Source organism: Longimicrobium sp. (assembly GCF_036280135.1).
In the GTDB taxonomy this organism is placed as follows: domain Bacteria; phylum Gemmatimonadota; class Gemmatimonadetes; order Longimicrobiales; family Longimicrobiaceae; genus Longimicrobium.
Genome location: NZ_DASURI010000269.1, coordinates 1 through 11,926, shown reverse-complemented (window position 1 = coordinate 11,926; position 11,926 = coordinate 1). Strand labels below are relative to the sequence as shown.

Here is an 11,926-nt window from a genome sequence, read left to right as displayed (position 1 = left end):
GGCGCCGGTTCGATTCCGGCCCCCGCGCGTGAGAACCAAACCGCCAAACCCACTTGACGCGAAGGAGTCAAAACCGTTGAGCGACATCGAGCAGCCCACCATGGGGAGGATCGTCCACTACGTGGACGAGAAGCAGTCGTCCGCCTTTCCCGCGATCGTGCGAGCCCACTATGAGAACGCGCCCCTGTACGTCGCGTTGACGGTGTTCCACGACAGCGGTCCGGTTCAGCTGGACTACGTGGGCCACTCCGACGAGCACACTTCCCACACGTGGCACTGGCCGGAGCGCGCCCCGCGGCGGGAGCCGGAGCTCGTGGACCTGGACCCGGCCGGAGCCGCCGCCGACGAGCTCGCGCTGCGCCTCTTCCCCGACGGGAACCAGTGGTGCGCGCTGATCGGCGCCAACCTGCAGGAGGGCATCTCCGGCTTCGGCGCCACGCCGCCGGAGGCGCTCCGCGCCTGCGCCACCTCCCTGGACGCGGTGGGCGTGGCGCTCTACGCCGCGGGGCTCGCGTGAGCCTGGCGGTGCTGCGCGCCCGGGTGGCGCGCCTGGTCGCGGCCGAGCGCGCCAGCGCGGACCTGTCCATCGACGAGCACGTGCTGGACGCCGCGCTCGTCTTCTCCCGCCGCCGGCCGCGGCGCGTGGTGGTGGACCTGGTGGGCACGGGCGGCTGGTACCTGCCGCTGCCGGCGGACTGGGTGCCGGGGTTCAGCGACGTGCTCGAGGTCGAGTACCCCGCCGGCCAGCGGCCGCCCGCGGCGCTGTCGCCGCGCGAGTGGTGGTGCCCGTACGGCACCCCGGACGGCGAGCACCTGGCGTTCAAGGAGCTCACGCCGCCCGCCGGCGCCACGGTCCGCGTGACGATCTCCGCCCCGCACCTGGTGGACGAGGACGCGACGACGCTCCCGCAGTCGCACTGGGACACCATCGTCAAGCTGGCGGCCGGCAGCGCCTGCCTGGCGCTCGCCGCCTTCTACTCCCACCAGGAGGACCAGACCATGGCGCTGGACGGGGTGCGCCACGGCAGCAAGGCCGGGGAGTTCCAGTCGCGCGGCAAGGCGTTCCGCGCCGAGGCCGAGGCGGAGCTGCCGGAGCTCGAGGCCCAGGCGGTCACGGCCGCCGGCGGCGAGGTGAGCTTCGCCGGCGAGATGCACTTCCTGACGCACTGATGTCCACGGTCGGAATCACCATCAGCGGCGGCCGCCTCGGCGACCCGGGCCCGGTGCTCGAGCGCGAGCTCCTTCGCATGGCCACGGAGGCCGTCGCGCTCCTGGAGGGTGCGGTCAAGCGCGGCGTGCCGATCGGCGTGACCGAGGCGGGGCGCGGGTCCATCGCCGGCGAGGTGAACCGGGGCCGCGTGCTCCCGGGCCAGCCGATCGCGGCCGTGGGCTCTCCGCTCAAGCACGTCGCGGTGATCAACGACGGGCGCCGCCCGGGCCAGCGGCCTCCGCCTTCCCAGGCGCTCACGCTCTGGGTGCGGCGGAAGATCCGCGTGGCGCACGAGCCGGCGGGCCGCGGCCGCACCAACACGCGGCCGCTGACCGACGCCGAGGTCCGGCACCTGGCCATCATCATCGCGCGGTCGATCGGCCGGAAGGGCATCCAGGGGCGGCAGTTTTTCGAGGCCGCCATCGACGACAACTGGTCCACGCTCGAGCGCATCTTCGCGTCCGGCGGGCTGCGGATCGCGCGCGAGCTGGCCGGCGAAGGAGGCGGCGGATGACGATGCGGTACCGGGAGCGGGTGCAGGAGATCGCGGCGCGCCTGGCCGCGCTGCCGGACGCCGGCCACGTGCACGCCAGAAGCCGCATCGGCCCTGACTGGGCGAAGTACCTGGGCCACTTCCGCGTGCAGGGCGCCGGGCCCGGGGGCAAGGACCTGGTGTGCGGGTGGACGGTAGCCCGCCGGCGCGCGCGCCTGGGCAGCGGCCAGGGGCGAACCAGCACGCACTGGGTGGAGACGTACACGCTGATCCGCGTCTATGGCATCCACGACGAGAGCGAGAGCGAGTTCCCCTTCCAGGAGAGCCTGGACCAGGCGGTGGCGCACTTCCGCGACGAGCCCGGGCTGTCCTTCGGGACCATCCCCGGCGAGCTCGGGATCTTGGAGATCGAGGAGCGGATGATCGGCCCGACGGCCTGCCACGTGGCCGAGTGCGAGCTGGACGTGGTCATGTACTTCAACGACCTGCCCGGAGGAGGCGGATGACGCTGGTCCAGGAGAGCGCCTTCCGGGGCGCAGACGGAAAGACGCGGGGCTTCGCGCTCCGCCGGGTGGACGACGCCCCCGCGGCGTTCATCTGCCTCGAGTGCCGGGGCGAGTGCGCGCCCGCCCGGGCCGCCGCCGAGGCGCACGCCTGCGGCAACGCCGGCGCGGCCACCGCGGTGAAGGGCAGCCAGGCCACCGCGGCCATGCCGGCGGCCGACGCCGGCGACGACAGCAGCACGCCCGCCGCGGGTGCGGGCGTCAAGCAAACACCCACCGCGAAGGGAGGCAAGCGGAGATGAGACCGATCCGACTGGACGGCCTGCTGGGCAAGATGGAGCCGGTGGAGGGCACCGACGCGCTCCCCACGCCGGCCGAGAACGGGATCCAGCTGGAGGAGCACATCTGGGCCAAGCTGGAGGTGGACTACCTGGAGCGGAACCAGCGCGAGAACGCCACGGGCTACGGCATGGGCCGGCACGGCGGCGCGCAGCCGAGCGGGCGCTGGGCCAAGCTGACGGTGGATTTCGCCTGGAAGGGCGCCGGCGCGGCCTACACGGCGGGCGCCGCCGGTGTCCGCCCCGAGCTGGACGTGCTGCTCCGCGCGGCGGGCTTCGCGGCGGCGGTGGACGCCACCGCCGGCTCCGAGTCCGTCACCTACGCCCCGGCGCAGACCGGGCACGAGAGCGCGACCTTCTACGCCTACGGGGGCGGGTGGCTCTACAAGCTCGTCGCGGCCCGCGGCCGGCTCACGGCCGACTCCAACATCGCCAACCAGATCTCGCGCGGGACGGTCGAGATCATGGCGCTCCTGGCCGGGGACCCGGAGCCGGCCGCGCTGCCCGCCATCACCTATCCGCGCCGGCTGGTCAAGCCGCCGGTCGTCCGGGGCGCGGCGGTGGACCTGGGCGGCTTCCTGCCCAGCTGGCACTCGCTCTCGCTCGACATGGGCACGGTGCTCTCCCCGCGGCCGCGCGGCAACGCCGCGGACGGCCACGCGGGCTACGGGATCACCGACTTCGACCCCACGTTCAAGCTCCAGATGGACGTGCCGCAGGCGGGCTTCAACCCGTGGGAGATGGAGCGCGAGGGGACGCTGTTCCCGTGGAGCCTGAGCATCCCCGGCCAGCAGTACAACCGCGTGCGCAAGGAGGGCTTCGCGGGGCAGGTCATCAAGGTCCCGACGCAGGAGAAGGACGGCCTGGCCATGATCGAGCTGCAGGTGCGCGCCTGCCACGACGACCAGGACCCGGCCCACCCGCCGCTCCAGTTCGTGTTCGACTGACGGCGCTTTCACCGGCCGAGCAGCACCAGTAAACCCCAAACCAGAAAGCCCCAGACATGTTCGACCTTCCGCTTCGCGCCGCCGAGATCCCGACCGAGATCAAGATGTCGGACGGGCAGCTCGTGACCATCGTCTCCACCCCGCTGTCCGACGACGAGTTTTACGCGCTGAACGAGAAGCACCTGGTGAAGGAAGCCGACGGCACCTGGCGCTACCACCTCTCGGGCATGCCCACCCTGTTCCAGGACCACCTGGTCCGGATCGAGGGCCTCACCATCGCCGGCGACCCGTTCGACCCGGAGCGCCCCGAGCACGTGGCCAGCGTGCCGCCGGCGTGGAAGCAGCGCCAGAACCTGCGGCTGCTGGAGTACAGCAGCCCGCCCACGGGGGAAGACCGGGGAAACTCGAAGCCGCGGGACGATCTCTCGCCCGCGGATTCGATCCCCTCCACGGACTCGGAGCCCGGCTCCGCCGGCTGATCCGCAGCTACATGTGGCTGGAGATCTGGGGGAAGACGCCGATGGACCTGGGCGTCCCCCCCGGGCAGCTGGACCCCTGGTGGGAGCCCGCCATACTCCTGATCAAGACCGGGCACGCGGCAGAGCGCAGCATGACGAGGAGATGAGATGAGCACGTCGTCGGGCAGCAGGCACGAGATCGCGATCGAGCTCACCCCCACGGGTGTCGCGGAGACGGAGCGCGGCATCCGGTCGGTGAACGACGCGGTGGAGGGGCTGCAGGCGGCGGGCTCCACGGGGCCGGGCCAGGACGCGCTGCGCGGCCTGGAGCCGGCCGTCGTGCAGGCGGCTGACGCGCGGCTCGCCGCGCTCGGCCGCTCGATGGCGCGGGTCGGGGCCGAGATGCAGGCGGCCCCGCGCGCGGCCGCCGGCGTGGGCGGGGCCCTCGAGGGCGGCGTGGCGCCCGCGCAGGCCCTGGCCGCGCAGCTCGGGGAGGCGGGCGCCGCGGTCGCGGCGTTGGACGAGGAGGTCGCCGGCCTCCGGATGGCCGCGGCCGCCGGCGACCTGCAGGCGGTGGACACGCGCGTCGTTGCGCTGGACCGCGACGCCGAGCGGCTGGCCGCGGGGCTGCGGGAGGCGGCCGGCGCGGCCGGACAGCTGGGCCGCGCGGCGGCGCCGGCCCCGCTGCAGCGCTTCGACCGCGCGATGGACGACGTGGGCCGGAGCGCCCGCGACATGGCCACGGCGGAGCGGGCGGCGGAGGCGGCCACGGGCGAGCTCGTCGACGCGCTCCAGGCGCCGCCGGTGGAGCGGTTCGACCAGGCCCTGGAGGACGCGGTGGCCACCGTGGCGGACCTGCCCCCGGAGGCCGAGGCGGCAGCGCAGGCGGCCGCCGCGCTCGCGGGAGCGCTCGCCCCGGAGCGGGCCGCGCGCTACGACCAGGTGATGGAGGACGTGCTGGCCACGCTCAAGCAGATCGCCGTGGCCGCCATCGCGACGGAGGAGGCGCTCCGGAGCGCCGCCGAGGCACCCCCGCCGCCGCCGCCCCCGCCCCCGCCGCCTCCTCCGCCCCGGCCGCCGGCGCGGGACGACGGCGTGGAAGCGGAGGCCAAGGCCGTGCGCGAGGCGCTCGGCCGCGCGATCCCCGACACCCGCCTGGCGCAGGCCTTCGAGCGGGCGCTGGAGCAGGTGGAGCAGGAGCTGGAGGACCTGCCGCCGGGGGCGGACCGGGCGAAGCGCGCGCTGGAGAACGTGGTGGGCGCCACCTTCCTGCAGCGCGTGCACTTCGCCCAGGGGGAGATCCGCAAGCTGTACGAGCACGTGGACGACCTGGGCCAGGGGCTGGAGCAGTTCGGCAGCGGGATGACGTCGAAGGTGAGCGTGCCGCTCGCGGCGGCCGCGACGGCAGCGGGGTACGCGACCGTTCGGCTGGACGACGCGGCGGTCAAGCTGCAGACGATGGGCGGCATCGGCGCGGACCAGGTGCGGGCCTGGCGCCAGGAGTTCATCCAGATGGGGCCCGAGCTGGAAGCGTTCCCCGAGCAGCTCGCGGGAGCCATGCTGCCGATCGTCTCGCAGGGCGGGCGCGGGGCGGTGGCGATGGAGACGCTCACGAACACAGCCAAGGGCGCGGCGATCGGCCTCGGCGAGATGGACGTCGTCGCGCGCGCAGCCACCGGCGCGATGGCGGCCTACGCGGACGAGAACATGTCGAGCGGCCGTGCGCTCGACATCCTGACCGCGACGGCGCGCGAGGGCAAGTTCGAGATCGACCAGTACGCCGGCTCGATCGGCGACGTGCTGCCCCTCGCGAGCCAGATGGGCGTGGACCTGGAGGAGGTGGGCGCGTTCGTGGCCACCTTTACCCGCCTCAACGGCGACGCCGGCAAATCGGTCACGGCCCTGCGAAGCTACCTGCAGGCGCTGCTGGCTCCGAGCAAGGACGCGAGCGACCTGATGGACGCCGCCGCCAAGGCGACCGGGCGCGCGGACCTCTCGTTCGACGGGCTGCGGAAGGCGGTCGGGGAGCGCGGCCTGACGCAGTCGCTGATTGACCTCATGGAGGTCTTCGACGGCAACACGGACGCGCTCACCAAAGTCGTCCCTTCCATCGAGGGGCTCGTCGGCGCGATGGGCACGGCGGGCGCGCAGTCCGAGGCCTACAAGCAGGTGATCACCAACATCCGCGACTCCGCCGGGATGCTGGACGAGTCGTTCGCCATCATCCAGGAGACGGACGGCCACAAGATCCGGGCGGCCGGCATCGAGCTCACGAACGTGGCGATCGCCGTCGGCACGGAGCTCGTGCCGGCGTTCGTGTCGCTGATCGAGGCGGGGCAGCCGGCGATCGAGCTGGCCGGCGACATGGCCCGCGGCTTCGGCGAGCTGCCGGAGCCCGTGCAGTCCACGGTGATCGCGCTCGGCGGGGTGGTGATCGCGGCCGGCCCGGTGATCTCCACGGTGGGCGGCGTGGCCCAGACGTTCGTGGCCGTCCGCACGGCGGTGCTCGCGCTCAAAGCCGGCCAGGCGCTCGGCACCCTGCCGGCGCTCATGACGGCAACCGGGGCCGCCGGCGCGGCCGCCGGCGCCGGCGGAACGGCGGCCGCCGTGGGCATGAACGCCGCGGCGGCCGCGGCGACGAGGGTGGCCATGGTGGTCGCCGTGGGCGCGCCGCTGCTGGTGGGCCTGGGGCTGCTCGCGGCCGCGTTCATCGGGGCCGGCGACGAGGCCGAGGACATGGCGCGCCGGAACGAGGAGGCGGCCGCCCGCACGGAAACCGCGTGGAATCGGGCCGTCACGCGGATGAGCCGGGCGACGGCCGAGGCTGCGATCGCGAACACCTTGGCCACGCAGGGGCAGATCCAGGTGGAACTCGCGGCGGCGCGTGGGGATGTCGCCCGTGCCCAAGCGGTCTACGACCGAGATGCCTCCGTCGCGAGGACGAGCCCCTCGGCAGCTGCGAACCCATTCTGGATGGCCGAAGCGCAAGCGGGCCTTGACGCGGCAAACGCCCGAGTGACCGCACTGCTTGCAGCGCAGTCCGACGCTGAGAAACGGCAGATGGATCTGGCCACCCAGCTGGCCAACCTGATGAACCGCACGAACCAGATCGACCGCACGCGCCCGGTCTACCGGAACCCGGACGGCACGCTCACCAACACGCCCTACGCGGACCGGGCGGTGCGCGTGGAGCTGGAGGGCCAGAACAACGGCAACCGCACGGGCCGCATCGACTGGGACGCGCTGATGGCGGACGACGGGTCCGGACGTGGCCGCCGGCAGGCGCCCCCGCAGCTGGGTCTGCCGGGCACGAGCTTCGACGCGCTGGACTCCTCCACGCAGGCGCTCGGGATGATGCTCGAGCGGCAGGGTGCGCTGCGGGACCGGGTGGCGCAGGCGCAGGTGGAGCTGGCGGCGGCCGGGGAGACGCTGGCGCGCCTGCCGGCGGGGACGGACGTCTTCCGGGACAAGAACGAGGAGGTGTACCGGCTGCGGGTGGAGTTCCAGCAGCTGAACCAGGAGCTGGCGGCGACGTCGGCGGGCCTTGCGGCGATCGCCGGCGCGCAGGGGATCCAGCTCACCCCCGCGGGGCTGATGCCGGTGGCGGCGGCGCCGGCGCTGGCCCCCGCGGCGGCGCCGGACTGGGCGCGGATGGCGCGGCCGTTCGACCAGGAGGCAGACCGCGCGGCCGCGCGCGGCGAGCGGACGCTGGAGCTGCAGGGGATGCGGAATGCGGCCGCCGGCGGCGTCGGGTACGAGGCGCTGACGGAGAAGTCGCGCATGCTGATGAGCGCGGCCGCCTACAAGAAGCTCGGGGAGGACCTGGGCGCCGCGGCCCGCGAGACGGACCGCGCGGCCGAGCAGATGGCCTCAGCTCTCGGCGGCCTGGTGCAGGGGATGGTGGACGGGTCGTTCGTGCTGGAGGACGGCGCGCTCAGGATGTCGGCCGTCGTGCCCCAGCTGGCCGCGGCGGTCGCGCAGATCCCGGGCGTCGGCGGCCTCGCGGGCACGGTGATCGGCAGCCTGGGCGGCATCATCGGCGCGCTGTTCGGCCGGCGCGAGGCCGAGCGTGAGCGGGAGCGGGAGAAGCTGCAGTCGGTGCGCGTGGAGGAGTACTCCGACCGCGCCATCAGCCAGACGCAGCAGAAGCAGGGGCCGGACAAGGTGATCGTGCAGATGATCGACGGCCGCACGGGCCAGGTGCTCTCGCAGAGCCAGTACGACCTGAGCCGGCTGCAGCGCAAGGACGCCGTCGAGCGCTTCCCCACGGGCAACTACGGAGGGTAGATGGAGGAGAAGAGCATCCAGGGCGGGCGGGTCGTCGACCTCGCGGCCGCGCTGCGCGAGCAGAAGCAGATCGGCCCAAGCAACGGCGCCCTCTGGCCCGCCGGCCTGGACGCGGCCGACAACCCGCCGGAGAACACGGGCTGGGCCTACTGCCGCCGGTGCGCGTGGCACGGCTCTGATGAGGACACCGGCCTGGAGTGGTATGACCCGGAGACGGGGGACGTGGTCGACGAGCCGGAAGACTGGCAGCTCGGGTGCGTGGACGTCCTGCTCTGCCCCGCATGCGGCGGCTCCGACCTGGCGGACGCCTGGCCTGCTGAGCAGGCGGCCCACTGATGGCCAAGCCCCTCTTCCTGGTGGAGAACCTGTTCTCCGAGGTCCAGTTCCCGCACCACGTGGTCGAAGCCAGCACGGAGGCGCCGCGGTGCGAGGCGTGGCGGGTGGCCACGGGCCGCCGGAGCCCCTACGACCGCTGGACGCCGGCGCTCGACAACGCGGAGTCGTGGATCCAGGTGGACTGCGGCGCCGCGCGCACGGCCGACATGGTGGCGATCGACCGCGGTCACACCCTGGCCGGCCGGCTCATCCACCTGGAGCACTCCGCCGACGCCGCCGCGTGGACCGCCGCCTTCACGGGCATCCTCCCCGCAGCGACGGCCCAGGCCACGGCCGCGGCCGGCGCCATGACGCCGGAGGGTGCCTGGCTCAAGCGCTTCGCGGGCGCGGCCGCGCGGTACTGGCGGCTGCGCGTGCCCGCGATGGGCGCCGGCCGCCGCCCCGTGGTCGTCGGGCTCTGGGTGGGCCGGAGCTGGGCGGCCGAGGAGTACCTGGACCTGCCCTACGGGCCCGCGTCGCGCGACCTGGCCTTCGGCGAGCGCGTGAGCGACGCCGGCTGGGTGGGCGTCAGTCCTATTACGCGCGCGCGCGGGGGGGAGCTGCACATCCGCCTGGGCGGCCCGGCGGACGAGGCCGAGGCACGGTACCACATCGAGGAGCACTTCTGGCGGCGCCGGCCGATGTGGATCCTGCACGACGGCGACCGCGCGGACGGCGCGGTGCTCGGCGTCCCGCTGCCCGGCCGGGTGGGCTTCGAGACGCGCGAGGGGTGGAGCCGCGGCCAGGCGGACGTCGCCTGGACCGAGCACGAGCCGGTGCTCGACTGATGCGGCGCGGCTGGAACCCGGAGCTGGAGAAGCTGGTGCGGCGCGCGGACCCGGTCGCGCGCATCCTCCCCGAGGTGGTGGCCACCACGGCCGAGGACGTCCGCGACCGCGCGGACGAGTGGGCCGCCGCGGACAGCCTGGAGGGGCTGTTCGTGCGCTACGACGGGGGCGTGGAGGCCGGCGGCGAGAACAACGTGCTGCTGGAGACCGGCGTCTCGTCCGCCTACCTGGGGGACCTCGCGCGCGCGGAGCACTTCGACTGCGCGCGGATCGAGCTGCCGACGGGCGGCTTCTTCGCGCCGGCGATCGTCTCCGCGTGGCTGAGCCCGCGGGTCGACCCGGACGAGCCGAAGACGGTCGCACGCTGGGGCATGCAGCTGCTCTGGGTCGCGCGCCACAACCTGGCGCCCGGGGAGCCGGACCCGGGGCTCCGGCTGCACGCCCTCCACGAGCCGCTCTACGTCGACGCGGCCGGCGAGCTGAACCCATCCGCCGTCGTCTTCGACCTGGCCGCCGCCGGCGTCGCGATCCGAGAGCCGGTCGTGCCGCCACCGTACCTGGGCCCCAACCCGGGCCAGGCGGAGCCGGTCCCGGCGACGGTGTTCGTGCACGTGTGGGCCGCGGCCGCCGACGGCTCGCCCGCCACGAACGCCGGATGGGGCTACGACCCCGCCGGCGGCGTGCACGACACGGGCGCGTACCGCCTGCAGCGCGCCGTCCTCGGGGAGACCGCCTTCGGGTGGGTTTACGCGGACGCGCTCCCCGGCGTGCCGCGCCTCACCCTCCACGCGTGCACGCTCACCCCGCGCACCGCGTCCTTCATCCTGAGCCCCGTCGACCTGGGCACCCATCCTCCGGCGGAGGTAGAGCTCGTCGCGCAGGGCGAGACCCCGCTCGGGACGGCGCTCGACTTCCAGGTGCGGGCGGACGACGGCGCGTGGGTGAGCTTCCACGACGGCGACCTGGTGGCTACCGACAACCGTGCCGGCGGCGGCAGCGACCTCTCGGCCGCGTCCGCGCACCCCGTCTCCGTCCGCCAGGTGTACCACGTGCGCGTCACGCTCACCCCTTCGGCGAGCGTGAGTCCCGTGGCCCGCGCGATCGGCGCCCGCGCGGTGGAGCGCACCCTCTACGAGGGCGAGAGCCGCTGGGGCGGCGCGCGGTGGGCGTTCGACCCCGTCACGCTCAAGGGCGAGATCACCGACAGCTCGCTCACCCTGGTGCGCACGGGCCCGCGGGACTACCGCGACCCCGGGACCGAGCTGCTCGGCCGCTACGACGTCGCGGACATCACCGTGCGCGTGTGGCTCGGCCACCCCACGCGCCTGCCGCGGAGCCGGTGGATGCTCCTGGACGCGTTCCTCCTGGAGGATTACACGAGCCACGGCCCGGCGATCGAGCTCGCGCTGCTGTCCCCGCTCGGGCTCGCGCGCGTCAAGCTCCCGCCCGCGCAGCAGCGCTCCCCGCACGAGGTCGTGCGTGAGCCGATCGAGTACCGCAACGCCACCCTGGCGGACGTCTACCAGGACCTGGTCGCGAGCGCGATCGCGCTGCCGGAGCGCTTCCGGGGGGAGAGCCCCACGAGCACGGCCACGGTCACCAAGCGCCTCGCCGACGGGGAAGGCAAGGACGAGCTGGACGCAATCGCGCGGCTCGCGGGCGGGACGGTGATCTCCAGCCAGGGTCGCGTGAAGTGGGTCGACGTGCGCGGCGCGCGGACGCTCGCGGCGGTCTTCCCGCGCGAAGAGGTCCGCCCGGTCCGCGTGACCCCCGGGCTGCGGCAGCGCGTGCCGGAGTACTTCGTCCGGTACCAGTGGCTCGCCGAGGCCGAGGACTCGGGCGGCCGCTACCTCTCGGAGGTGCGGTCGTTCCACACCGCCGCGCTCTCGCGGCTCGGTACCGCTACCCTGGACGCCCCCCGCGAGCTGCCCGACGTGGTGGCCAGGTGGATCGACACCGACGTGCTCGCGGAAGCCGAGGCGAAGGCCACCACGGAGGCGCTCGGGCCGGGCCTGATGCTCTGGAGCTTTCAGACCCAGCACGCGTACCCCGAGCTCGAGCCGGGCGACCTGGTGGCGGTGGAGACCACGGATTTCGTCGCGCGCGATCCCGTCGCGGGGCGGGTGCTCAAGGGCCGGCTCTGGGCGCTCGGGGTCGTCGCCGGCGTCGGTCACCCCCTCGAGCCGGCGGAGATCTCCGTCTGGATCCGGCGGTTCAGCGACATCGTGCCGCAGTCCGAGTTCGTGGCCCGTATCGGAGAGGAGGGGCCGCGCTACTACGACATCTACGACCCGCGGATGGTGCACGCCGAGGAGACGGCGACCCACTACGCCATCACCTGCAGCCGGGGCGGCGGCGTCGAGCAGATCTTCGGGGCCCACAGGGCGTTCGACGGCGGATGGACGGACGCGAGAAGCGCCGAGGTGCGCGCGATGGCCGCGCCGCTGCCCGAACCGCTCCTGCTCATGGTGCCCAAGGCGGGCGAAGGCGTGACGACGATCGTCTGGCTGCAGGCGGTTTCGTTCCG

General features: G+C 74.1%; 11 protein-coding genes. All 11 read left to right on the top strand.

The genetic code is table 11. The features are described 5' to 3' along the window. The first annotated feature begins 76 nt into the window (after positions 1-76). Positions 77-517 carry a hypothetical protein gene (locus VFZ20_RS08420; RefSeq protein ID WP_329683412.1) on the top strand — a complete coding sequence of 147 codons (441 nt, stop codon included), beginning with the start codon at positions 77-79 and terminating at the stop codon, positions 515-517. Continuing rightward, positions 514-1,170 (top strand): hypothetical protein, encoded by a 657-nt coding sequence (locus VFZ20_RS08415; protein ID WP_329683411.1) that lies wholly within the window; start codon positions 514-516, stop codon positions 1,168-1,170. The genes VFZ20_RS08420 and VFZ20_RS08415 overlap by 4 nt, the downstream gene beginning before the upstream one ends. After that, on the top strand, positions 1,170-1,724 hold the full coding sequence (locus VFZ20_RS08410) for a hypothetical protein (RefSeq protein ID WP_329683410.1): 555 nt from the start codon (positions 1,170-1,172) through the stop codon (positions 1,722-1,724). The genes VFZ20_RS08415 and VFZ20_RS08410 overlap by 1 nt, the downstream gene beginning before the upstream one ends. Continuing rightward, a complete protein-coding gene (locus VFZ20_RS08405; protein WP_329683409.1) occupies positions 1,721-2,209 on the top strand; it encodes a hypothetical protein in 489 nt (162 codons plus the stop codon). The genes VFZ20_RS08410 and VFZ20_RS08405 overlap by 4 nt, the downstream gene beginning before the upstream one ends. Next, positions 2,206-2,508, top strand: coding sequence for a hypothetical protein (locus tag VFZ20_RS08400; protein WP_329683408.1), 303 nt, complete (start codon positions 2,206-2,208; stop codon positions 2,506-2,508). Before VFZ20_RS08405 ends, VFZ20_RS08400 begins: the two co-directional genes overlap by 4 nt. Continuing rightward, positions 2,505-3,491, top strand: a complete 987-nt coding sequence (locus VFZ20_RS08395; RefSeq protein ID WP_329683407.1) for a hypothetical protein — start codon at positions 2,505-2,507, stop codon at positions 3,489-3,491. Before VFZ20_RS08400 ends, VFZ20_RS08395 begins: the two co-directional genes overlap by 4 nt. Before the next feature lie 56 nt (positions 3,492-3,547). Then, positions 3,548-3,970 (top strand): hypothetical protein, encoded by a 423-nt coding sequence (locus tag VFZ20_RS08390; RefSeq protein ID WP_329683406.1) that lies wholly within the window; start codon positions 3,548-3,550, stop codon positions 3,968-3,970. A gap of 147 nt (positions 3,971-4,117) precedes the next feature. Continuing rightward, the gene (locus VFZ20_RS08385) at positions 4,118-8,236 is read left to right on the top strand and encodes a phage tail tape measure protein (protein ID WP_329683405.1); all 4,119 of its coding nucleotides are present in this window, start codon (positions 4,118-4,120) and stop codon (positions 8,234-8,236) included. Next, positions 8,237-8,572: a hypothetical protein gene (locus tag VFZ20_RS08380; RefSeq protein ID WP_329683404.1), complete on the top strand. Its 336-nt coding sequence runs from the start codon at positions 8,237-8,239 to the stop codon at positions 8,570-8,572. It abuts the gene before it with no gap. Then, on the top strand, positions 8,572-9,399 hold the full coding sequence (locus tag VFZ20_RS08375; RefSeq protein WP_329683403.1) for a hypothetical protein: 828 nt from the start codon (positions 8,572-8,574) through the stop codon (positions 9,397-9,399). Before VFZ20_RS08380 ends, VFZ20_RS08375 begins: the two co-directional genes overlap by 1 nt. Then, the coding region (locus VFZ20_RS08370; protein ID WP_329683402.1) for a hypothetical protein at positions 9,399-11,926 on the top strand (2,528 nt) is incomplete at its 3' end. The genes VFZ20_RS08375 and VFZ20_RS08370, both read left to right, overlap by 1 nt.

Coding starts and splice junctions, on each gene's coding strand:
- VFZ20_RS08395 (WP_329683407.1), top strand. CDS start 2,505: ATGAGACCGATCCGACTGGACGGCCTGCTGGGCAAGATGGAGCCGGTG.
- VFZ20_RS08385 (WP_329683405.1), top strand. CDS start 4,118: ATGAGCACGTCGTCGGGCAGCAGGCACGAGATCGCGATCGAGCTCACC.
- VFZ20_RS08405 (WP_329683409.1), top strand. CDS start 1,721: ATGACGATGCGGTACCGGGAGCGGGTGCAGGAGATCGCGGCGCGCCTG.
- VFZ20_RS08375 (WP_329683403.1), top strand. CDS start 8,572: ATGGCCAAGCCCCTCTTCCTGGTGGAGAACCTGTTCTCCGAGGTCCAG.
- VFZ20_RS08410 (WP_329683410.1), top strand. CDS start 1,170: ATGTCCACGGTCGGAATCACCATCAGCGGCGGCCGCCTCGGCGACCCG.
- VFZ20_RS08380 (WP_329683404.1), top strand. CDS start 8,237: ATGGAGGAGAAGAGCATCCAGGGCGGGCGGGTCGTCGACCTCGCGGCC.
- VFZ20_RS08390 (WP_329683406.1), top strand. CDS start 3,548: ATGTTCGACCTTCCGCTTCGCGCCGCCGAGATCCCGACCGAGATCAAG.
- VFZ20_RS08400 (WP_329683408.1), top strand. CDS start 2,206: ATGACGCTGGTCCAGGAGAGCGCCTTCCGGGGCGCAGACGGAAAGACG.